Source organism: Methylacidimicrobium sp. B4, assembly GCF_017310545.1.
Taxonomy (GTDB): Bacteria; Verrucomicrobiota; Verrucomicrobiia; order Methylacidiphilales; family Methylacidiphilaceae; genus Methylacidimicrobium.
This window is the reverse complement of record NZ_CP066203.1, coordinates 1261470-1280835: the sequence shown is the minus strand read 5'-3', so window position 1 is coordinate 1280835 and position 19366 is coordinate 1261470. Positions and strand designations below refer to the sequence as shown.

25 protein-coding genes are annotated in these 19366 nt (G+C 63.1%); 11 read left to right on the top strand and 14 right to left on the bottom strand.

Annotation, left to right across the window (positions count from 1 at the left end; all coding sequences use genetic code 11):
- Nucleotides 1–7 precede the first annotated feature (7 nt).
- Genes MacB4_RS06210 through MacB4_RS06200 form a run of 3 tightly spaced genes read right to left on the bottom strand, consistent with a single transcriptional unit; the run spans nucleotide 8 to nucleotide 1373 of the window.
- Nucleotides 8–589 (bottom strand): RNA polymerase sigma factor, encoded by a 582-nt coding sequence (locus MacB4_RS06210; RefSeq protein ID WP_206863035.1) that lies wholly within the window; start codon nucleotides 587–589, stop codon nucleotides 8–10.
- The gene (locus MacB4_RS06205; protein WP_206863033.1) at nucleotides 586–1074 is read right to left on the bottom strand and encodes a Spy/CpxP family protein refolding chaperone; all 489 of its coding nucleotides are present in this window, start codon (nucleotides 1072–1074) and stop codon (nucleotides 586–588) included. Before MacB4_RS06205 ends, MacB4_RS06210 begins: the two co-directional genes overlap by 4 nt.
- The gene (locus MacB4_RS06200) at nucleotides 1071–1373 is read right to left on the bottom strand and encodes a hypothetical protein (protein WP_206863032.1); all 303 of its coding nucleotides are present in this window, start codon (nucleotides 1371–1373) and stop codon (nucleotides 1071–1073) included. The genes MacB4_RS06205 and MacB4_RS06200 overlap by 4 nt, the downstream gene beginning before the upstream one ends.
- A gap of 205 nt (nucleotides 1374–1578) precedes the next feature.
- On the opposite strand from MacB4_RS06200, the gene MacB4_RS11345 reads away from it, so the two are divergent.
- The 5 genes from MacB4_RS11345 to MacB4_RS06175 all read left to right on the top strand — a co-directional run bounded on the left by MacB4_RS11345 (nucleotide 1579) and on the right by MacB4_RS06175 (nucleotide 3872).
- Nucleotides 1579–1884, top strand: a complete 306-nt coding sequence (locus MacB4_RS11345; RefSeq protein ID WP_206863031.1) for a YqjD family protein — start codon at nucleotides 1579–1581, stop codon at nucleotides 1882–1884.
- Nucleotides 1885–2283 (top strand): phage holin family protein, encoded by a 399-nt coding sequence (locus MacB4_RS06190; RefSeq protein ID WP_206863030.1) that lies wholly within the window; start codon nucleotides 1885–1887, stop codon nucleotides 2281–2283.
- An 11-nt stretch (nucleotides 2284–2294) separates the two neighbouring features.
- Nucleotides 2295–2597, top strand: coding sequence for a hypothetical protein (locus tag MacB4_RS06185; protein ID WP_206863029.1), 303 nt, complete (start codon nucleotides 2295–2297; stop codon nucleotides 2595–2597).
- 164 nt (nucleotides 2598–2761) lie between these two features.
- Complete coding sequence (locus tag MacB4_RS06180) at nucleotides 2762–3430, top strand: MotA/TolQ/ExbB proton channel family protein (protein ID WP_206863028.1); 669 nt, start codon at nucleotides 2762–2764, stop codon at nucleotides 3428–3430.
- Between the two features lie 16 nt (nucleotides 3431–3446).
- Nucleotides 3447–3872, top strand: coding sequence for a biopolymer transporter ExbD (locus tag MacB4_RS06175; RefSeq protein WP_206863027.1), 426 nt, complete (start codon nucleotides 3447–3449; stop codon nucleotides 3870–3872).
- Between the two features lie 42 nt (nucleotides 3873–3914).
- Here the strand turns inward: MacB4_RS06175 and MacB4_RS06170 are convergent, their stop codons facing one another.
- The 7 genes from MacB4_RS06170 to aroC form a co-directional block, all read right to left on the bottom strand.
- A complete protein-coding gene (locus MacB4_RS06170) occupies nucleotides 3915–4379 on the bottom strand; it encodes a hypothetical protein (protein WP_206863026.1) in 465 nt (154 codons plus the stop codon).
- A gap of 187 nt (nucleotides 4380–4566) precedes the next feature.
- Nucleotides 4567–7800 carry an efflux RND transporter permease subunit gene (locus tag MacB4_RS06165; RefSeq protein ID WP_206863025.1) on the bottom strand — a complete coding sequence of 1078 codons (3234 nt, stop codon included), beginning with the start codon at nucleotides 7798–7800 and terminating at the stop codon, nucleotides 4567–4569.
- A complete protein-coding gene (locus MacB4_RS06160) occupies nucleotides 7797–9320 on the bottom strand; it encodes a TolC family protein (RefSeq protein WP_206863023.1) in 1524 nt (507 codons plus the stop codon). Before MacB4_RS06160 ends, MacB4_RS06165 begins: the two co-directional genes overlap by 4 nt.
- Before the next feature lie 15 nt (nucleotides 9321–9335).
- Nucleotides 9336–9545, bottom strand: a complete 210-nt coding sequence (locus tag MacB4_RS06155) for a DUF2892 domain-containing protein (RefSeq protein ID WP_206863022.1) — start codon at nucleotides 9543–9545, stop codon at nucleotides 9336–9338.
- A gap of 97 nt (nucleotides 9546–9642) precedes the next feature.
- Nucleotides 9643–10533 (bottom strand): NAD(P)H-dependent glycerol-3-phosphate dehydrogenase, encoded by an 891-nt coding sequence (locus MacB4_RS06150; RefSeq protein WP_242529137.1) that lies wholly within the window; start codon nucleotides 10531–10533, stop codon nucleotides 9643–9645.
- Between the two features lie 19 nt (nucleotides 10534–10552).
- Entirely contained in the window at nucleotides 10553–11224 is a 672-nt protein-coding gene (plsY, locus tag MacB4_RS06145) for a glycerol-3-phosphate 1-O-acyltransferase PlsY (protein WP_242529136.1), read from the bottom strand.
- Nucleotides 11221–12315 (bottom strand): chorismate synthase, encoded by a 1095-nt coding sequence (gene aroC / locus MacB4_RS06140; protein ID WP_206863021.1) that lies wholly within the window; start codon nucleotides 12313–12315, stop codon nucleotides 11221–11223. Before aroC ends, plsY begins: the two co-directional genes overlap by 4 nt.
- Nucleotides 12316–12489: 174 nt before the next feature.
- On the opposite strand from aroC, the gene MacB4_RS06135 reads away from it, so the two are divergent.
- From MacB4_RS06135 to trxA, 4 genes are read left to right on the top strand one after another with little or no spacing between them, the layout of a single operon-like run.
- A complete protein-coding gene (locus tag MacB4_RS06135) occupies nucleotides 12490–13002 on the top strand; it encodes a shikimate kinase (RefSeq protein ID WP_206863020.1) in 513 nt (170 codons plus the stop codon).
- Nucleotides 12999–13808 carry a pyrroline-5-carboxylate reductase gene (locus MacB4_RS06130; RefSeq protein ID WP_206863019.1) on the top strand — a complete coding sequence of 270 codons (810 nt, stop codon included), beginning with the start codon at nucleotides 12999–13001 and terminating at the stop codon, nucleotides 13806–13808. Before MacB4_RS06135 ends, MacB4_RS06130 begins: the two co-directional genes overlap by 4 nt.
- Before the next feature lie 10 nt (nucleotides 13809–13818).
- Nucleotides 13819–14484 carry an O-methyltransferase gene (locus MacB4_RS06125; RefSeq protein WP_206863018.1) on the top strand — a complete coding sequence of 222 codons (666 nt, stop codon included), beginning with the start codon at nucleotides 13819–13821 and terminating at the stop codon, nucleotides 14482–14484.
- A gap of 42 nt (nucleotides 14485–14526) precedes the next feature.
- Nucleotides 14527–15342, top strand: coding sequence for a thioredoxin (gene trxA, locus MacB4_RS06120; RefSeq protein WP_255551648.1), 816 nt, complete (start codon nucleotides 14527–14529; stop codon nucleotides 15340–15342).
- Here the strand turns inward: trxA and MacB4_RS06115 are convergent.
- The 4 genes from MacB4_RS06115 to MacB4_RS06100 are packed head-to-tail and all read right to left on the bottom strand — an operon-like array spanning nucleotide 15308 to nucleotide 18550.
- Nucleotides 15308–15850, bottom strand: a complete 543-nt coding sequence (locus tag MacB4_RS06115; RefSeq protein WP_206863014.1) for a DUF2165 domain-containing protein — start codon at nucleotides 15848–15850, stop codon at nucleotides 15308–15310. The two genes, trxA and MacB4_RS06115, sit on opposite strands and share 35 nt — an antisense overlap.
- Before the next feature lie 11 nt (nucleotides 15851–15861).
- Complete coding sequence (ribF, locus tag MacB4_RS06110) at nucleotides 15862–16806, bottom strand: riboflavin biosynthesis protein RibF (RefSeq protein ID WP_206863012.1); 945 nt, start codon at nucleotides 16804–16806, stop codon at nucleotides 15862–15864.
- A gap of 34 nt (nucleotides 16807–16840) precedes the next feature.
- Entirely contained in the window at nucleotides 16841–17554 is a 714-nt protein-coding gene (gene truB, locus MacB4_RS06105; protein WP_206863011.1) for a tRNA pseudouridine(55) synthase TruB, read from the bottom strand.
- 21 nt (nucleotides 17555–17575) lie between these two features.
- The gene (locus MacB4_RS06100; protein ID WP_206863008.1) at nucleotides 17576–18550 is read right to left on the bottom strand and encodes a bifunctional oligoribonuclease/PAP phosphatase NrnA; all 975 of its coding nucleotides are present in this window, start codon (nucleotides 18548–18550) and stop codon (nucleotides 17576–17578) included.
- A gap of 86 nt (nucleotides 18551–18636) precedes the next feature.
- Between MacB4_RS06100 and MacB4_RS06095 the strand changes: the two genes are divergently transcribed.
- Nucleotides 18637–18825, top strand: coding sequence for a hypothetical protein (locus MacB4_RS06095; protein ID WP_206863007.1), 189 nt, complete (start codon nucleotides 18637–18639; stop codon nucleotides 18823–18825).
- A gap of 127 nt (nucleotides 18826–18952) precedes the next feature.
- The gene (locus MacB4_RS06090; protein WP_206863006.1) at nucleotides 18953–19306 is read left to right on the top strand and encodes a hypothetical protein; all 354 of its coding nucleotides are present in this window, start codon (nucleotides 18953–18955) and stop codon (nucleotides 19304–19306) included.
- Nucleotides 19307–19366 lie beyond the last annotated feature (60 nt).

Sequence of the window (19366 nt, the reverse complement as noted above, 5' to 3'; positions counted from 1 at the left end):
GAGGGGCTCAGAGCAGATGTTCTCTGGCAAGCGCCCTCCGCAAGCGTTTGCGTGCCCGATAGAGCCGCATCTCGACGATCTTGCGGGAGCAGCCCAGCGCCTGGGCAATCTCCTCGTAGGAGAGCTCCTCGTACTCGAAAAGGATCAGGGTTTCCTTGAGTGGCGACGGCAGAGAGAGAATCGCGGACCGGACTTGGGTGCAGAGCTCCTCCGTTTCGAGTCGGGCTCCCGGGGACCTTTGCTCGCCAAGACGATCTTCCAGGGTGGGCGATCCGTCCTGCTCGGCGGTTTCGGTCAGGGAAACCGTGGGATGTCTCCTGCGCCACCGGGCCAGGTTGCGGCTGAGATTGGCGGCGATCGTGAAGAGCCAGGCGGAAAAGCGGCCCTCTTGCCGGACCTTGTGGCGGGCTTCGTAGACGCGGACGAAGGTTTCCTGAGCGAGGTCGGCGGCCGACGCTTGGTCGCCGGTGACCCGGCATAGAAAGTGAAAGAGCCTCTCCTGCCAGCGATCCATGAGAGCGTTGAGCGCGCGATCGTCCTCCTTGGCGAGCCGGGCCATGAGTTGCCAGTCGGGATCAGGCTCGCTCATGGGCCGCCATCTCTCCTCTGCCCCCTCTGCCCCACACTCGCGTTCTGCGATGGACCCAGAATCTCATCGGAGACGAGGGAGAGATAGCGTTGCCGCTGCGGGGCGGAGAGCTCGCCGCTTACCTCGTGGACGTGCCGCAGGAATGCGCGCCGGCATTTGGAGCGGAGCTGGTCTCGCTCGGCCATGGCCGTGAGCATTTCGGGCGTGATCGAGCGGTTTTGTTCGAAGAGCTCCCGGAGCTTCGAGTCGCTCGCCAGGATCTGGCGGCACATCGTTTGGCAGCTGGGGCGATAGGCTTCTTGCAAGCGGGAGATTGCGTCCATCTGCCGGTCCGTAAGATCGAGCTCGTGGCGGAGCCATTGCAGTCCCGCATCGGGCTCGCGGGTGGAGCGCCGGGAAGGGAGGGTCTCCAAAAAGAGCGTGGCCAGATAGACGGCGACAGCAACGAAAACGGTCAGTGGGGCGAGCGAAAGGAGCCTTCTCACGGCGATCGCCCTTCCTGCGCGGCGGCGAGGGCCTGCGGGTCAATCGATTGGAAGTATTGGGCTCTGAGCGCAGCGGAGCGCTCCTGCTCCCATCGGAGCACCTGGCCTGTGGCAAGGAGGAATGCGAAAAGGGAAGCGGCTAGAACCGTCGCCCACGTCCCTCGGCTCAGACGAATCGGCGTAAGGGCGATCCGGGAGCGTAAGGCCACCCGCTTCCAGACCTCGGATTGAAATTCGTCGGGGAGCCGACCCTCCGGCCGCCAGCTCTGCAGAAGCTCATCCAACGGATCGCTGCTCATGCCTTTTTCCTATCGCTCCAGACAAAGTAAACACCGCCAGATTCGTTTTCCCGCGCAAAATTCGAAAGAGGGGTCGTCATCGGTGACCTTTCCCGCGGAGGGAGTAGGCACGTGCGCTGGATCGAAGGCGGCCGGCACAAAAGCCTCGCTTGCGCCCCTAGGCCGGCATCTGCTACCGTCCGAAGATGGGGATAGGAGGTTTGGCATGAACGAAGTTGTCACTAGGCAGAAGCTTCTTAACGATGTGCGCGAGGTGATGCACGACGCGGAGATCCTCGTGAAGGAATCGGCGGGCAACCTCGGAGAAAGGGCTCGCGACGTGCAGGAGCGCCTGACCGCCCGGATCAGCTCGTTGCGCGAGTACCTGGGTGAGCGGGAGGACCGCTTGGCGGACCGTGCGGTGGGAGGAGTGCAAGACGTCGATCGGATCGTCCGCGATCACCCCTACCAGGCGGTCGGTGTGGGGGTGGTCTTCGGCGTCCTGCTCGGAGCGCTCTTGAGCCGCCGATAGATGACGGAAGCGCAGCAGCGCGGCGGGGTCACTGGCTCGGGGCAGAAGCTGCTCACGCTCCTGCTACGGCTGCTCGCGCTCCGCTTGGAGCTCTTTTCCGTGGAGCTGCAAGCGGAAATCGAGCGGTTGCTCCGCCTGCTGCTCTGGCTGGGTGCCGGGGTTTTCCTAGGCGCCCTTTCGATTCTCTGGATCGGGATTGCCCTGCTCTCTTTGACCTGGAACGATCCGACGGCTCGAATCGCCACGGTGGGGACATTGGGGGCGTTCTGCCTGGGTGCCACGATCTTCGTGGGAAGGCGAGTATGGAAGCGGATCCAGGCGCTTGGCACGCCCTTTGCCGAGACCATACGCGAGCTGGGGAAGGACGTCGCGTGGCTGCACAATCGCGCCAGGAAATAAGAGAGCAGAGGATGCGGGAGCTCGTTGCCGCCTGCGACCGGCAGCGGGAGGAGTTGGCCGCATCTCTCGAAGAATTGCGTACGCCCGTGCGCCTGCTCGAAGTCGGCTGGCGGTTGGCGCAGGTGATTCGGCCCGGCTTGCAGCTCTTCCGCGAGGTTCGTGACGTCTGGAACCTCCAGACGCCCAAGAAAGCCAGAAGCTCTCTTCTTTCCGCTTGGCGCCTCCTCTCCTGGGCGGAGCGAGCCCGGCTGGCGTGGACGATCGGACGCTGGGCCGGCCGTCTCCTCTTGGGCAGGGGTCGTCGTAGAGCCTGATCGGAGCATTCATTTGGCGCTTGCTTCGATCCCGTGTCTTGAGTACAGGTCGATGCATGGAGGATCGGCGGCCTTTGGAGACCAGTGAGCTCGCCCTTGATTGGCGGCGCTGGAGATTATCCTCGGCCCCGGCCTGTACGTGAGCAGAAACTTCCCGTAGCGCCATGATTTATCAACTTTTCCTCAAAGGCGGCCCGATCATGTGGCCGATTCTCCTCTTGTCGGTTACGACCGTGGCGGTGCTCTTCGAGCGCTTTCTCTTCCTTCTGACGGAAGCGCGTCGGAGAGATCTCCCTCTCGTGCGGAAGATCTTCGAGCTGGTCGAGCATGGTCGCATCGCTCAGGCGCTGGCCGTCGGGGAGAAATCGAAGGATCCGGTGATCCACGTGCTCGTGGAAGGGATGCGTCACAAGGACGGGTCGGTCTCGGACGCCTTGCTGGAGGCGGCCAACTCCCAGCTCGATCGCTACAACAAGGGGCTCGTCGTGCTGGACACCGCGGTGACCCTGGGGCCGCTGCTCGGCCTTCTCGGTACGGTCACGGGAATGATGCGCGCATTCAGCATCGTCGGAGGTGGGGAGCTCGCAGGCAAGCAGGCGGCGATCACCGGGGGTGTCGCCGAGTCGTTGATCGCGGTGAGCTTCGGTCTCACCGTGGCGATCGTGGCGATCGTGCCCCTTAACTTCTTCAGCTCCCGCATGGAGAACATGCGCCGGCAGATGGAAGCGGCTTCCACCAAGCTGGAGATGCTCCTGCTGCGCTTTGAGGGTCGCTCTTCGGTCGAGGCGGAGGAGCTGGAGGCGCCGGTCGCCGGAAATCCGCAAGGAAATTGACGCCCGAGCAAGCATCATGCGAGTCTCCGCCCCCCGCCGCCATCGCCCGCGTCTTGAGATCATCCCGTTCATCGACGTGATGTTCTTCCTGTTAGCCACCTTCATGATGGTCTCCTTGGCCATGGTGAAAAACGCCGGGGTGGCCGTGCAGCTTCCCAAGGCCCAGACGTCTGGGAGCGAGGAGCGAAAAGAACAGGAGGTTACCCTCACGGTCACCGACAAGGGCGAGGTCTATTTCGACCACGACAAGGTCTCCACGGCCGAGCTTCCGGGGAAGCTTGCCGCCCTGAAGGCCGAGGTCGGTTCGGAGAAGGCCAAGGTCTTCCTCAACAGTGATCGGAAGGCGACTTTCGATAACGTTGTGGGCGTGCTCGACGAAATCCGCAAGCAAGGGATCACGCGGATTGCGATTCAGACCGAGAAGCGCGAAAAGGCACCTTAGCGGTCTGCTTTCCGCTTCCGTCGTGGAGGGTTTCTCCGTCGGCTACTCCTCGAGCGGCATGATGAGCGGATCGGCCAATTCGTATTCGTAGCGCACACAGCGGGAGCACTCCTCCATTGGATCAGCCACCCATTCCGGGTGTTGATGCTTGATGGATTCAAGGATCTCGTCGTGTGCTTCGGCGAGTGAAAGCGGTCGGTGCGACCGGAAGGCCTGCCGGACGAACTCCTTGGACGGAACGGGATGAATCGAGCCGTCCACGTTGGCGTAGAGGCGACAGCCAAGGCCGTAGTCCATTCGACCCCAGGCCGCGGGGTCGATATCCCGTTCGCCGATTCGGATCGTGGGAGAACCGAAAAAGCGGTGTCTTTGCGCTTCCGCAACCGTCCGGATGGGGATCAAGCGAATCTCATGGATTCCACCTTCCTCGGCTAGCACCTCCTCCACGCGGCGCAGGGCGTCGAGCCAGTGAGGACAACTTTCGAAGTAGAAGAGTTCTATTTCCATGAGGCAACTTCGCTCCCTTCTTCGTCGGCGTTCGTCGTCAGGGAAAGATCCCCGTCCCAATTCCGAGTGAGGCCGATTGCCCCCGGCGGGAAAGCCGACTCGTCCAAAGGATACAAACGCAAGAAACGTAGCGCAAGCGTATTTATGATCCAAGCTGCGCTCGGGAAGGAATCGCGCGGGAGCGGCGTCAACTCCGCACGGGTTCGGAGGGATTCGCCAATACCTGCTTCTGCCTGGCGATCTGTCTCTTGCGCAACATGTAATAAAAAACGGGGACTGCGGGCTGCGAGAGGAGCGTCGCCGCGATCTCGCCCGACATGAGTGCCAATGCCAGCCCTTGGAAGATCGGATCGAAGAGGATCACAGCACTTCCGATGATCACAGCCAGGGCGGTGAGCAGGATCGGTCGCAGCCGGACGGCCCCCGCGGAAATCACGGCCTCTTCGAGCGAATCGCCCTCTGCGAGGCGCATCTCGATGAAATCCACCAGGATGATGGCGTTGCGGACGACGATTCCCGCGCCGGCCATCATGCCGATCATCGAGGTGGCGGTGAAGAACATGCCCAGGTACCAGTGGGCGGGGAGAATGCCGATCAGGGAGAGGGGGATGGGGAGCATCACGGCCCAGGGGGTCACGAAGGAACGGAACCAGCCAACGACCAGGATGAAGATAAGCACAAGCACGATGGCGAAGGCCTTGCCGAGATCCCGGAAGACCTCGTAGGTCACCTGCCATTCTCCGTCCCATTTGATTGCCCAGCTGTTCGGGCTCTCGGGAAGGTGGGTGTACAGGATCTCGAACGGCTTGCCCTGCGGGGTGCGGAGCTTCTCCAGTGCGGGCGTGAAATCGAGGATGCCGTAGACCGGACTGCCGATCTGGCCCGTAACGTCGCCCAGAAGATAGGTAACCGGCATCAAGTTCTTGTGGTAGATGGGATAGTGCTGATGCGTCCGCTCTGCCGAGGTGAGATCCTTGATCGGGAGCAACCGCGCGAAACGGCTCAGGAGCGTCATGTCGCGCACCGCCTGATCGGATCGGCGCTCTTGCTCGGGCAGGCGGACCAGGATCTCGACGCGCTCGGGTTCCTCCGGCGTATGGGCCAGGCCGGGGCTCGCTCCATGGAGGGCGGTGACGAGGCTCTGGGCGATCGCCTCCGCTGGGAGGCCGTTCAAGGAAGCTTTGACCAGGTCGATGTTGTAGACCTCCAAGGGACGTGGAGTCTCTTCGTAGGTGGCGATATCGGTCATCTCGGGAGACGCGCGCATGAGGCCTTCGATTTTCGTCGCCATCGCCTGGCGTTCGGTCGCCGAGGGGCCGTAGATCTCCAGGACCAGGGTTGAGAGGACGGGAGGACCCGGCGGCACCTCTGCGACCTGTGCGTGCGCGCCCGCAGCCTGGGCGATGCGGTTGATTTCCGGCCGCACGCTCTCCGCGATCTCGTGGCTCTGCCGCTTGCGCTCCGATTTGTCCCTGAGGTTCACCTGCAGGTCGCCCTGGTGGGGGGCTTCCCGGAGGAAGTAGTGGCGAATCAATCCGTTGAAGTTGTACGGCGAATGGGTGCCCGCCTGGATCTCGACGTTGGTCACTTCGGGAAGGCGAAGAACGACACCAGCCATCTGATCGAGCACGGCGCGAGTCGCCTCTGCCGGAGTCCCCTCGGGCATGTTGAGGATGACCTGGAACTCGTTCTTGTTGTCGAATGGGAGCATCTTGGCGCGGACGAGCTTCAGCGGGATCAAGGCCATCGCAGCCCCGAGAAGGACAAGAACCACAAGGACAAACAGCAGGCGCAGCCAGCGATTGTAGATCAGCGGTGTGACAAACCAGCGATAGAGACGCAGCAGGAAGCCTTCGCCTCGCTCTCCCACATGCTTGCTCCCTTTGAGGAGCAGGACCGAGGCCCAGGGCGTCGCCGAAAGGGAGACGAGCATGGAGACGATCATGGCGGTCGTCGCTCCGATGGGAATCGGCCGCATGTAGGGGCCCATGAGGCCCCCGACGGTGGCCATCGGAAGGATCGCCGCGATCACCGCAAATGTCGCCAGGATCAAGGGTCCGACGATCTCGAGCATGGCTTCGGTGGCGACGGCGAGCAGCGGTCGCCCGGCACTGCCCGGGAGATGGAGATGGCGAACAATGTTTTCAACGCCGACGATCGGATCGTCGACGAGGATCCCGATCGTGAAAATCAAGGCAAAGAGGGTCACCCGGTTGATCGTGAAATGGAAGAGGTGGAAGGTGAGGAGCGTGATCGCCAGGGTGGTCGGAATGGCAATGATGGTGATGGCGGCCGCCCGTAATCCGAGGAAGAGCGCAATCAGAAGGCTCACGCCGAAGATCGCGATGGCCATATGCTCCAAGAGCTCATTCGATTTCTCGGCGGCCGTCTGCCCGTAATCCCGGGTGACCACGTATTGGACGTCGGGAGGGAGGGTGTCCGGCCTTAGGGCAGCAATGTCTTCGAGGATCTTCTTGGCCAGGAACGTGGCGTTGGCGCCCTTTCTCTTGGCAACCGCCAGGGTGACCGCGTCGATCGGTTCCCGGATCTGCTGGTGCGACCCCGCTCCGAAGCGCAGCGTCAAGCTCCGCTCCTCCTGGTCGGGTCCGTCAACGACCTGAGCGACATCCCGGAGATAGACGATCTTCCCCTGGCTGACGCTGACGACCAGGTTTTCCAGGTCCCGCTTCGTCATGAGGAGAGCACTGGGCTCCACCTCGATGAGCTTGGGCTCCGATTCGAGGTGGCCGGCGGGCAGCCGGACGTTGTTCTGGTGGATCAACGCGACGAGATCCGCCGGGGTGAGCAGGTGCATGGCGAGCTTGGCCGGGTCGAAGAAGACCTGGAACTGACGTTTGCGGCCGCCGAGGATCGTAGTTTCCGAGATGTCCGAGATCGGATTGATCTTATCGCGAACCGTCGCGACGACGCGGCGCAGGCTCAGGGGATCCCGCGTCGGGCTATAGAAGGTGAGGGCAAGGATCGGCACATCGTCGATCGAGCGGGGCTTGATCAGCGGGATCGACGCGCCGGGAGGAAGGAAGTCGAGATGGGAGTAAACCTTGGTAAAGAGCTTGATGAGGCTCTTCTCCATCTCTTCGCCCACCTCAAACCGGACGATGAACATGGCACCGTTGGGAGCCGCCGTGGAATAGACGTATTCCACTCCCGGGATCTGCCAGAAGACGCGCTCCCCATTGTTGACGATGCGCTTTTCCACCTCTTCGGGGCTCGCCCCCGGCATGGAGACGAAAACGTCGAAGAGGGGAACGACGATCTGCGGTTCTTCCTCCCGGGGCAGCTCCATCAAGGCGAAGGAGCCCAGAAGCCAGGAAGCGAGGATGAGCAGAGGCGTGACGAGGGAAGAAGAGAAGAAGCGGATGAATCCACCGATCGCTCCACCGTCTTGCTTGCCGCTCACGGGGTCGCCCCTCCGATCTCCTGGGCGATCTGCTGAACCTGATAGTCATCGAGCTCCCCCGACAAGAAGTAGAGCTTTGCTCGAGCCAGCTCGAGCCGGGCGAGGCTGTCCCAGTACCCGATTTCGGTTTGGAGCTGCAGCTGGCGCACACCGAGCAGGTCGACGATCGTCTTCCGTCCTTCCCGGTAGAGCTCGGCCATCATCTCGGTCGACTTCCGGGCGTCGGCGCTGGCCCGGCCCAGGATCTCCGCGTCCTGGAGCGCACCCTGATACTCGGTGTAGGCTTGGCCAAGCTTGTTCTGGATGAGATCGCGCAAGGAAGCCGCTTCGTGGCGAAGCTGCTCCTCAGCGGCCTGGGCCTGCTTGACCTTCGGATCCCGGGCGGGATCGAAGAGCGGGACGGTTCCCAGGACTCCGACCGTATAGCTTCTCCCACCTGAGTTGAAGTTGTCGCTGTCGAGCATGCCGGAAGCAAAGCCGTTGACCGAAGGAAGCGCCGTGGCCTTGATCCTGCCTACCTCCGAATGCTGGGCGGCGATCGACGACTGGAGGGCCAAGAGATCACTTCGGTAGAGGAAGGCTTCCTGTACCCACTGCTCGAGCGGCTTCGTCGGGCCCTTGCGAAGGGTGGGAATCGAGCCAGCCAGGGCAACCTCGGCATCTGCACTCTCTCCCTGGAGCGTATTGACCGCCACCCGTGCCACCTTGCGTTTGGAGACATAGCCATTCTGGCTCTGCTCGATCGAAGCGCTCATCGAGCGGCCGGCATAAAAATCTGCGCCCAGAACAAGTCCTTGCTCCATCAGGTGGATGGCCTGATCAAGATCGCGCGCGGATGCCTGCACATCGAGCCGGGCGAGGGCTGCCTCGCGTTCCGCCAAAAGGAGCTGCATATAGGCGTCGATGGCGAGCAGGCTCGCCTCCATCCGCGTGAATCGCTCCTCCTGCTCGCTCTGCTGGATCAGGTGCTTGGCCGTGCGAATCGAATCGATCGTCTGCATGGCGTCAAAAATCGGGATGAGCGCCATGAGGCCCATGTTCTGGTTGGAAACTGTGCCCGGATGGTTGAGCGAATTGAGATTGAGGTCGCCCGCCGAGAAGTTTCGCTCGGTCAGGTGAAACATGAAACCGAAAATCGGGTTATCGGTGGTGATCGAGTCTGCCCAGCCGTAGACCCGAGGCAGGAAGCCGGAAGCCGCCAGGGCCTTCTGGGCAAGCATCTCCTGGAGCTTGGCGTGCTTTTTCTTGAGCTCGGGATAGTGTGCCTGAACCCTTCTCCAGAAGCGGATCAGCGGATGATCGGATCCGACGGCGCTCTTCTCGAGGGGAATGGGCCTTTGGGGAGGATCGGCGTCCTGCGGGTTGCGCGCTTGACTGCGGAACTCCATGGGTTGTGCGCCGGCCGCCTCGGGCGGCGGAGCCGCCTGGCCCGTCGGCTCGGCCCTGCCCACGTCTCGGGTGGTCGCGCCCGCCAGGAAAAGGAGCGCAAGGACACTCCTTGCCGAGCGAAGGAACGACATGGATCCGATCGACTCCTACTTGGCCGTCCTCGCCGTCGATCCGTGGCGCCGCTCGAGCCTCCGGAAGACGTTTTCCGCCGGGCAGAAAGCAGTAAAGGCCGACTGGAGCAGATTGAGGCCCACAAAGGCCGTCAAAAGCAGCCACCAGGAGCTCCAGAGCGACAGGAGAAGGCTGACCAGGATGATCGTTCCCGCCAGCGCGCGCACTTTTCGTTCGATGGACATATCAGCTCCCTCCTCGATTTTCCATGGAGAATAATCTCGTGCGCTGTCAACTGTAAAGAAACAGGTCATGACATCTCCGGAGAGGGCGAGCGCCGACCTATCGCCCCTCCGGTGCCGCCTCCCGCTCCAGCAAGTCGAGCAGGGAGTGGCGGATCTCCTTTCCCTCGAAGAGGATTTGGTAGATCTCGTCGGCAACCGGTTTTTTGACGTCGCCGAAGAGCGGATTTTCGTGGACCGAGGCGGCGGTCGGTACTCCCTCCACGACGCTTCCTGCCATGGCCAGCGCTTCCTTCAAGGACGCGCCTTGGGCGAGGGACAGCCCGAGCCGGAAATTGCGACTTTGTGGGCTCCGTGCGGTCAGGATGAGATCCCCGAGGCCACTCAAGCCTGCGAAGGTTTCGGGACGGCCACCCAGGCGAAGCCCCAAGCGTGTCATTTCGGCCAGGCATCGGGTCAGGAGGCTGGCCGAGGCGTTCTCTCCGAGTGCCAGGCCGGTGCAGAGCCCTCCGGCGATGCCGTAGATGTTTTTCAGAGCTCCTCCGATCTCGACTCCGACGAGGTCCGAAGAGCGGTAGACTCGGAATCGCCGGTTGTGGAAGAGTTGCTGTACCCGCGTGGCGAGCTCCTCGCTTTCGGATGCCACCACCGTCGCCGCGGGGAGCCCCCGGAGAATCTCCGCAGCGAAGTTCGGTCCGGAAAGCGCAGCAAGAGGTCGGCTGCCCCAAACATCGCGGACGATCTCGGTCACGCGGAAGCCTGTCCCGATCTCCAATCCTTTCCCCAGGCTGACGACGGGCACGGGCGGCGCCGCAACTCGGAGCAAGGTTTGGCGGACGTGCTGCACCGGGATAGCGAGGCAGAGGAGGTCGAAGGCTTGCGGCCAGGTGGCCAGCGTATGATGAGCAAAAAAGGGCTCATGGCCGTTTTCGGCGAGGATCGCCCCGGCCGCCCTGCCCCAGCGCCCTTCGCCCAGGAGACAGACTTTCACAGGTGGAGATCGCCCTTTCTCAAGCTCCGCTCCCTCCCATGCCGGAGAGGTCTTCCCGGTCCTTCCGGCCAAAACCGGATTCCGTTCCCTGGATCAGGCGCCGAATGTTGCTCCGATGTCGGAGGATGGCCAGCAGGGAAGCAAGGAGGGAAAAGGTGAGCAGCACCCAGCGCCCGGGATAAAGGAGGCAAGTGGCGATCGGAAAGGCCAGGGCTGCGCCAAGAGATGCCAGGGAGACGATTCGGCAGAGGAGAAAGAGGCCGCCCCAAATCGCCGCGAGGAAAAGAAAGGTCCAGGGGACCAGTACCAGCAGCACGCCGGCCGTGGTGGCGATGCCTTTCCCGCCTCGACCCTGGAGCCAGGGGGTGAAATTATGACCCAGGATGGCGGCTAACCCGGCCGCGGACCCGAGCAGGTCGGCGACCGGAACCGACGTGGTCGGAAACCCATGGAGCCCGGCGCCGGTCGGCAACGCCCCCTTGAGAAAATCGAGCAAAAAGATCGCGACTCCCCATCGCGCTCCCAGGACGCGCCAGGCGTTGGTCGCTCCGATGTTGCCGCTCCCCTGGGTGCGAAGGTCGAGGCCGCGCAGGCGACCGAGCCAGTAGCCAAAGGGCATCGATCCAAGCAGGAAGCTTGCCAGGAGGAGTACGGCCATCCATCCCGGATGGCTCCAGGAGAACGGACTCATGGCCGGAATTCCCAGGCGATCGCTTTCTGCCGGAGGGCATGATCGGCCAGGACCAGACGGGTCATCGCTTCGACGATGGGGACGGCGCGCGGAAGCACACAGGGATCATGGCGCCCCCGTGCCCGAAGGATCGTGGGTTCGCCCTTCTCGGTCACCGTTCCCTGGGGCAGGGCGATCGTGGCCACCGGCTTCAGGGCAACGCGGAAGAAGATCTCCTCGCCGTTGCTGATTCCCCCTTGGACGCCTCCGCTCCGGTTGGTCCGCGTACGGATTCGGCCCTCTTCGGAATAGAAGGGATCGTTATGCTGAGAGCCGCGTAGCCGCGTGCCCGCAAAGCCAGAACCCAGCTCGAATCCTTTCGCTGCCGGGATCGAGAGCATGGCCTTTGCCAGGTCGGCGTCGAGCTTGTCGAACACGGGCTCCCCGAGTCCAGCCGGCATGCCTTGCACGCGGCAGGTGACGACTCCTCCCACGGAGTCTCCCCCCTTGCGGGCATCCTCGACCAGCGCAATGGCTTGGGAAAGGGTCTCCGGATCCGGCCAGCGCAGGGGGTTGGCCTCGACGAGCGTTTCGTCGACGATGACGGCCGCCTCCGGAGCCGAAAAGCCGCAAATTTCCGAAACGTAGGCCACAACCTTGAGGGAGGGAAAGGCCCGGCGAAGGAACTGCCCGGCCACCGCACCTCCTGCGACCCTTCCGACGGTTTCGCGGGCGGAAGCCCGTCCGCCTCCCATCCAACTTCGGATCCCATATTTCGCCTGATAGGTGTAATCGGCGTGACTCGGTCGGAAGATTTCCCGCATCTCCTCGTAGGCTTCGGACCGCGCATCTTCGTTTCGCACCCAGAGAAGGATCGGCGTACCCAGGGTGAGGCCGTCCAAGGTGCCGGAGAGGATCTCCACCCGATCGCTTTCCTTTCGCTGCGTGGTGAGCCGGCTTTGACCGGGCCTGCGCCGGTCGAGCTCCCGCTGGATCTCTTCCACCGCAAGAGGCAGGCGGGGTGGACATCCATCGATCACCACGCCGATCCCGCCGCCATGTGACTCGCCCCAGGTGGTGATCCGAAAGAGATGGCCGAATGTGTTGGGCATGCCTTATCGTTCCTATCGCGAGTGGCGCAAAAAGTTTATCATAATTTTCAACCCCGCTCGGAATGCATGGGGATGGCGAGGCGGGCTTCCGAAGCAGTCAGAGGAAGGGAGGAGCCACTGGTTTCTCTCCCGGAGGAGAGCGGGGGTCCGACGGCTTCCGCGCGGAGGCATCTCGTGTTGGTCGGCATGATGGGCTGTGGGAAAACCGTTCTCGGTCGCTGGCTGGGCCGGCGGTCCGGTCTGCCCATCTACGACTTGGACCGGATGGTGTCGCGGCGGGAGCATCGCTCGATCTCCGCTCTCTTCGAAAAGAAAGGGGAGGCCTATTTCCGCCGGAGGGAGGCGGAGGCGCTGCGCCAGGCGCTTGCCCTGCCGCCGGGAATTGTTTCGACCGGCGGAGGCACTTTTGTTTTCGAGGAAAACCGCCGCCTGCTCCTGGAGCGGGGCTTCGTCGTCTATCTCGAGGCTCCCCTCGATCTCCTGGAGGCGCGGCTTCGCGAGAGCCGAGGAAGACCGCTTCTGGATTCCATGGTGGATCGTCGGCAGGCTCTTCAGGAGCTTTTGGAGAAGCGGGCGCCCTTCTATCGAATGGCCCATCTGACCGTTCGAGTGGCCGGGCAGGGCGAGGAAGAGCTGGGGGAGTCGGTCTGGCGGGCCTATTGCGAGCAAATCGAGGGAGCAGAATGAGGACGAAGGTAGGCTTTTTAGGTGCCGGACGGATCGCCCGCGTTTTGGCGGGCGGGCTGGTGCGCGGCGAGGACTCTTGGGAGCTATTCGCCTCTTCCCGGACTCGGGCGGGCGGGGAGGCCTTCCGGAAGGCGCTCCCGCAGGCACGGCTCTATCCGGAGGAGCGGAATCGCGACTTGGTTGGGGAGAGTGAGATCGTCTTTCTCTGCGTCAGGCCGCAAGAGGCCATCGGCGTTCTGCGCCAGATTCGGCCGATGACGGCCGGCAAGCGGATCGTCTCCGTAGCGGCCGGCGTTTCCCTGGCTTCGATCCTTTCGGAGGTGGAGCCCTCGGCTCGGGTCGTCCGTGCAATGCCGAATCTCCCCTCGCTCATTGGCCAAGGAGTGATCCCCTATTGCCTCGGTTCCGGCCGGGAGGCGGGCGATCGCGAGTGGGCCAAAAGGCTATTGGAGCGGTTTGGCGAGGCCGTCGAGCTCGAGGAGAGTCTCTTCCCCCTGGCCACGGCACTCATCGGCTGCGGGCCGGCCTATGTGTGCGCCTTTCTCGCCCCCCTGCTTCGGTTTGCCGCGGAGTCGGGCCTGCGGGCCGCAGAAGCCCGGCGGATGGTGTTGGCAACCGTTTCGGGGGCGCTTGCCCTGCTGCGGCAGACCGACCTCGATCCGGCGGAGGTGGTCCAGGAGAGTCGGACCCCGGGCGGGATCACCAACGCGGCCGTATCCGTCTTGGAGGAGGAGGGCTGGCAGGAGACGCTGCGGCGAGCTCTGGACGCAGCGTGGAGTCGAGCAAAGGCCTTGGAGGAGGCGTAGGCGTTCGATCATGGCCCTGCAGAAGTATATTCGACTCGACGATCGACTCTGCTCCTATGTGCGCGAGCATCGGAGCGGGTCGGTGGATCCCGTCTGGAGCGATCTCCGGGCGGAGACGATGCGGCTTGGGCCGGTCGCGGAGATGATGATTCCCGAGGAAGAGGCGGCGCTGCTTTTCTTTCTGGTCGGCGCGCTATGCGTGCGGCGGGCGATCGAGATCGGGACCTTCACGGGTGCGAGCAGCCTGGCGATCGCCCGTGGCTTGGCCGAAGGGGGCAGGCTTCTCTGCCTGGACCGAAGCGAGGAGTGGACTCGGATTGCCCGGGTCTTCTGGGAAAGAGCGGGGGTTGGCGAACGGATCGAGCTCCGGCTCGGTCCAGCGCTGGAGAGCCTCGAAGCGATCGAAGGAGAGCCAAACTTCGATTTTGCCTTCGTCGATGCGGACAAGACCGGGTACGACGCCTACTACGAGGCCCTTCTTCCCCGGATGCGGCGGGGAGGAGTCCTCCTTTTCGATAACATGCTTCGTGAGGGGCGGGTTCTCGAGAGCGACCAGCCGGACGACCCGGATACCCAGGCGATCCGCAATCTGAACGACAAGCTGCGGGAGGATTCACGCATCGAAGGGCTGCTTCTCCCGGTGGCTGACGGGATCTACCTCTGCCGGAAGCGATGAGCCTCCCTTGCGAGCTCAACGTGGATATGACATTGTGGTCGCATGGTGAGCGGGAGTGAAGCCGGCGGCTTTGCGCAGCGTGTCTTGGAAAGGAGCCGTACGGTTCCGGTGCTGGTCGATTTCTGGGCTCCCTGGTGCGGCCCTTGCCGCGTTCTCGGACCTGTGCTCGAGCGGCTCGCGGAGCGAGCCCGTGGCCGCTGGGAGCTCGTAAAGATCAACACCGAGGAAGCACCGGAGATCGCTCGTCAATACGAGGTCTACAGCATCCCCGATGTCCGCCTCTTTGCCGGAGGGAAGGTCATCGACGGGTTTGTGGGGGCTCTTCCGGAAAGTCAGATCGAACGTTGGCTCGAACAGGCGATTCCGATTGCCCGTTCGGCCCGCTACCAGAGGGCGCGCGCACTCTTTAGCGAAGGAGGCTGTCGGCAGGCGGCCGAGCTGCTTGCCCAGGAGCGGACGGCAGGAGTCCGGGACCCCGAGGCCTCCCTGCTCTATGCGCGCGCCGCAGTCTGTTCCGATCCGAAGGCTGCCTTGGAGGCCCTTGGCCCAGAGGAGACCGCGCAAGATCCCGCCGTCGCGGAAGCGATCCGGGAGCTCGGAGGAGCGCTCCTCTCCCCGGCTCCGCCAGGGGCGAATTCCGATGCGCGTCTCGCTCGTTATCTTGAAGGCCTGGAGGCCGTCCGCGACGGACGGCTGGAGCAAGCCATGGAGGCCTGGCTCGGCATCCTCGAAGAAGAGAGGAACTTCCGCCAGGGAGAACTCGCGCGGATCTGTCGGGCACTCTTCCAGATCCTGGGATGGCGTCATCCCCTGACCGAGCGGTTCAGCCGGCGCTTTTCCGCGGCGATTCACCCATAGGCTCCGCACCGCTCTCTTCTTGGGTCAAGTAGATCAAGGAGAGTGCCGTGACGGCGAACATCCGGGAGGCGACGCCGAGTGCCGCGGAGAGCGTTCCCCGCCAGATCTGGAACCATTCGCCCGCCAGGATCAGAAAGAAGAAGAGCCACTCCACCAAGCCACAGGTGAGGCCCGCCACCGCCCAGCCCTTTGCTTGCGCGAACTGCTGCTGGCTGCCGAACCAAGCCTGGAACAGCCGGGCGCTCCCGATGAAGCAGAGGAGAGAGGTGGCCAGCTCCCAAGCGATCAACCCGCTGAAGAGGAGCCGCGCGGCGGTGGGCGATCGCAAGGCGCGCCAGCCCAAGGATGAGTCGGCGGGCAGCGTGTCCATGGATAGGACGTGGACGAGATAGGTCCAGTTCGCGGAGGGATCGACGATGTTGTCGATCCCGGCCAGGAGGAAGTAGGCTCCGACCAAAAGCGGCAGGATCGTCTTGGAAGCACGGAGAACCAGAAGAGAGAACGACACGGTCCCCCCCATTAGTCGGGCTGCGCAAAATGGTTGCGGGCCTGCGCGACGTCGTGCGCGATCTGTGCGCGAAGCTCGTCGACCCCGGCAAAGCGCCTCTCCTCCCGCAAAAAGTGCCAATGAGAGACCTCGATCTCGGCACCGGAGAGATCTCCGGCGAAGTCGAGCAGGTGGACTTCGAGCCGAGGAAGGGAATCCCTTCCGAATGTGGGGCGTCGTCCGTAATTGGCCACTGCGGGAAAGACATCCGACACTCGGGCCTGGCACGCATAGACTCCCTCGGGAGGGAGAAGCTGGGAGATGCCCGTAAGATTGGCCGTGGGGCTCCCGATCTGGCGGCCCATGCCCGCGCCGGGAGCCACCCGACCGAGGACGGCGTAACTGCGTCCCAGCCAGCGCTCGGCATCCCCGAATCGCCTCTCCCGGATCGCCTGGCGAATCCGGCTACTCGCGACACGGCTGCCGCCGTCGAGCAGAGGGGGAACGATTCTCGCCGCGAAGCCCAGTCTCGAGCCGAGCTCCCGCAAGCGCTCGGCGTCTCCTTCCGCACCGCGTCCGAAGCGAAAATCCTGCCCGACGACTACGGTCCGCAGGTTGGGAAAGATCCGGACGATTCGTTCGAAAAAAAGCTTTGAAGAGAGCTCGCGCAGCTTTCCGTCGAAGCGAACCACGAGCACGAGCCCCGGACCGGCGGCGGCCAACAGCCGGACTTTTTGCGCGGGAGTCGTCAGTCGGGGAGGAGCTTCTTCGGGGCGGATGACCGCCAGGGGATGGGGCTCGAAGGTGAGCACCCCGCAGGCGCTCGGGTCGGGAGGGAGCACGAGCAGCTGGCGGAGGACTTCCTGGTGACCGCGATGGACGCCGTCGAAGAACCCGATCGAAATATGGCGGATCTCGGGCCGAGGGTCGGCTTCGAAAAGCGATACGGTCAGAGCTTCTCGACTTAACTCATCCATGGAATCGCCACTTCTCGATCCCTCGTTCTCCAAGTTACTGTCGCCGAATACGAGAAACTTCGGGCAGAGGCAGGACGTGAGGCAGGAGCTCCTCCGCCCGATGCATTTCCTGCAGTGCGGGGAAGGAGAGCGCTCCCTCTACGGAAAAGTTTCCGGATTGGAGCCGGTGCAGCTCCGCGAGGTGGGCTCCACATCCAAGGGTCAGCCCGATATCGTGGCAATAGGTCCTCACATAAAAGCCCTTGCGACAGCGGATCTCGAAGCCGAGAAACGGCGGCTTCCATTCGAGGATCTGGTGAGAGTAGACCTGGACCAGGCGGGGCGGACGCTCGACCACCTTCCCTTCCCGCGCAAGCTTGTAGAGCGGCTTCCCATGGTGCTTGATTGCGGATACCATCGGCGGAACCTGGAGGAACTCCCCGGAGAATTTGACGAAGACCGCCTCCAGTTCTTCCCGGGTGAGCGGGGGAACGGGCCGCTCCTCGACGATCTGGCCGTCAGCGTCTTGCGTGTCGGTGATCTGGCCCAGATGCATGACTCCGCGATACCGCTTGTCTTCGGCCATCAGAAGATCTTGAATGCGCGTCGCCTTGCCGAGAACCAGGACCAGCAACCCGGTCGCCAGAGGGTCGAGAGTGCCGCAGTGGCCGACCTTCCGTAGCCCGAAGCGGCGGCGCAGGAACTCAACCATGTCGTGGGATGTGCATCCCTTGGGCTTGTCCAAAAGAAGAACGCCGTCGATGTCCATGAATCGCTCGCTCGGGTGGGCTCAAGAGCCGGGGAGCAGGTGAGGAACGATCGCCTCGAGAAGCTGCTGCTCGACTTCCTCCACAGGCAGAGGTGCGCGTGCTCCCGCGGCACACCGGTGTCCTCCGCCTCCGAAGCGGGCAGCGACGGGGCGGATGTCGATCGCAGGAATCGATCGAAGGCTCATGCGAGTGATCTGGGGGCTGATCTCTTCGACCATAAAGGCCACTTGCACCGTCTCTACCAGTTGAAGATAGCTCAGGAAGTTCTCGACCTCGAGCGAAGTCGTGCCCGTTTCGGCATAGAGGTCGGCCGTGAGACGATAAAAGGCGATCCGATTGTCCGCGGCGAAACGCGTCCGGTTGAGGATCTCGCGAAGCAGCGCGAAGCGGTTGAGCGAAAAGTTCCGGAAGGTTCGCCACGAAAGCGTTTCGGGATCGGCACCTGCGCGGATCAAGGCCGCCGCAAGCTCGAGGGTTTCCGGCCGGAGGGGACGAAAGGAGAAGGAGTTGGTGTCGGTCAGGATACCGACGTAGAGCGCGGATGCCGCATCCGCGCGGAGCGGAAGGTCGAGCTCCAGAGCGGTCCGGGCAAGGAGCTCTGCGGTGGCGAGCGCGCTGGCCTCGACGCAGTTGATCGCGGCGTATCCCGGATTGTCCGGATGGTGGTCGATATTCGCATCCACCGGGACGCCCCAGCGCAGGAAGCGCTCTCCGAGCCGCTCCGGAGTCGAGCAATCGACGGCGATCACCTTCGGGGAGTCGGCCGGAGGCTCGACCGGAGTCCTTTCGACCGGAATCGAGCCGCAGAGGTAGGCATAGGGATCGCTTGGCCCCTCCTCATTGAAGACGCGCACCTTCTTGCCCATTTCCTTCAAGATGAGAGCCAAGCCGATCGAGCTCCCGATCGCGTCGCCGTCGGGACGGATGTGCGAAAGGACGGCGAAACTGTGATTCTCCCGGAAGAGTGCCGCAAGGCTGCGCAGTGATTCGACCATCGGCTTTCTGTTGCACAGGCGGCGTCGTGGGCGCAAGCTTCTCTTGTTTTCAGGACGGCTTGCGAGGAAGACGACGGGCGCGAATCATGGGTGCATTCGGGCGTAGGGTAAGAAGATCTCTGCTGCGCGTAGCGGACCTGCTAGTCTTTGTCCTCTTTTGCGCGACCATCGTCCTCCTGATCCGGAATCACCTCGGTCAAAAGGAGAAGATCGTGGTGGAAGGACGGAAAGGACCGCTCTGGGAGATTGTGCCGTCGTCCGGAACGCATCCGTAACCGCCCGGCCCCCTGCGCTTGAGAGGCGCTCGAGCCGGAAGGACTCGGCACCGATTAGCCTTGTGATGGAGAAGGCGGCTGTGTAGGATGCTGCGCGGCTCGAGGACTGAACGACATAGGAGGAACAATGCGAATCGGAAAAAGGATCTTGTGCGGGATTTTACTGCTCTGTGCCGGAATCGCGGGGCTTCGCGCGGAGGAAAAGCAAGAGGTCACTGTCAAAGGCGAGCTGGTGGACCTCTACTGCTATCTCGATCACGGCGCGGCAGGAGACAAGCATTCGAGTTGCGCCCGGAAGTGCATCAACCTGGGATTGCCGGTGGGCCTCAAAGGGGACGATGGCAAGCTCTATATGCTCTATGGAGAGCACAAGCCGCTCAAGTCGGCGGAGATTCCCAAGACGGCGAATGTCACGGTCAAGGGGAAGCTGGTGAGTGCCGAAGGCTACAACCTGATCGAAGATACCGAGTTCGAAAAATAGAGCTCCTCCTGGCGACGAAGGGATAGCCTTTCCGTTGGTCTCCTCCTTTTGGGGGACCTC

Bases quoted from the DNA above. Each gene is read 5' to 3' on its own strand.
- MacB4_RS06180 (WP_206863028.1), top strand. From the start codon at position 2,762: ATGATTTATCAACTTTTCCTCAAAGGCGGCCCGATCATGTGGCCGATT.
- MacB4_RS06090 (WP_206863006.1), top strand. From the start codon at position 18,953: ATGCGAATCGGAAAAAGGATCTTGTGCGGGATTTTACTGCTCTGTGCC.
- MacB4_RS06155 (WP_206863022.1), bottom strand. From the start codon at position 9,545: ATGTCCATCGAACGAAAAGTGCGCGCGCTGGCGGGAACGATCATCCTG.
- MacB4_RS11345 (WP_206863031.1), top strand. From the start codon at position 1,579: ATGAACGAAGTTGTCACTAGGCAGAAGCTTCTTAACGATGTGCGCGAG.
- MacB4_RS06130 (WP_206863019.1), top strand. From the start codon at position 12,999: ATGAGGACGAAGGTAGGCTTTTTAGGTGCCGGACGGATCGCCCGCGTT.
- MacB4_RS06125 (WP_206863018.1), top strand. From the start codon at position 13,819: ATGGCCCTGCAGAAGTATATTCGACTCGACGATCGACTCTGCTCCTAT.
- truB (WP_206863011.1), bottom strand. From the start codon at position 17,554: ATGGACATCGACGGCGTTCTTCTTTTGGACAAGCCCAAGGGATGCACA.
- MacB4_RS06160 (WP_206863023.1), bottom strand. From the start codon at position 9,320: ATGTCGTTCCTTCGCTCGGCAAGGAGTGTCCTTGCGCTCCTTTTCCTG.
- MacB4_RS06200 (WP_206863032.1), bottom strand. From the start codon at position 1,373: ATGAGCAGCGATCCGTTGGATGAGCTTCTGCAGAGCTGGCGGCCGGAG.
- MacB4_RS06175 (WP_206863027.1), top strand. From the start codon at position 3,447: ATGCGAGTCTCCGCCCCCCGCCGCCATCGCCCGCGTCTTGAGATCATC.
- ribF (WP_206863012.1), bottom strand. From the start codon at position 16,806: ATGGATGAGTTAAGTCGAGAAGCTCTGACCGTATCGCTTTTCGAAGCC.
- aroC (WP_206863021.1), bottom strand. From the start codon at position 12,315: ATGCCCAACACATTCGGCCATCTCTTTCGGATCACCACCTGGGGCGAG.
- plsY (WP_242529136.1), bottom strand. From the start codon at position 11,224: ATGAGTCCGTTCTCCTGGAGCCATCCGGGATGGATGGCCGTACTCCTC.
- trxA (WP_255551648.1), top strand. From the start codon at position 14,527: ATGGTGAGCGGGAGTGAAGCCGGCGGCTTTGCGCAGCGTGTCTTGGAA.
- MacB4_RS06100 (WP_206863008.1), bottom strand. From the start codon at position 18,550: ATGGTCGAATCACTGCGCAGCCTTGCGGCACTCTTCCGGGAGAATCAC.
- MacB4_RS06185 (WP_206863029.1), top strand. From the start codon at position 2,295: ATGCGGGAGCTCGTTGCCGCCTGCGACCGGCAGCGGGAGGAGTTGGCC.
- MacB4_RS06210 (WP_206863035.1), bottom strand. From the start codon at position 589: ATGAGCGAGCCTGATCCCGACTGGCAACTCATGGCCCGGCTCGCCAAG.
- MacB4_RS06170 (WP_206863026.1), bottom strand. From the start codon at position 4,379: ATGGAAATAGAACTCTTCTACTTCGAAAGTTGTCCTCACTGGCTCGAC.
- MacB4_RS06095 (WP_206863007.1), top strand. From the start codon at position 18,637: ATGGGTGCATTCGGGCGTAGGGTAAGAAGATCTCTGCTGCGCGTAGCG.
- MacB4_RS06190 (WP_206863030.1), top strand. From the start codon at position 1,885: ATGACGGAAGCGCAGCAGCGCGGCGGGGTCACTGGCTCGGGGCAGAAG.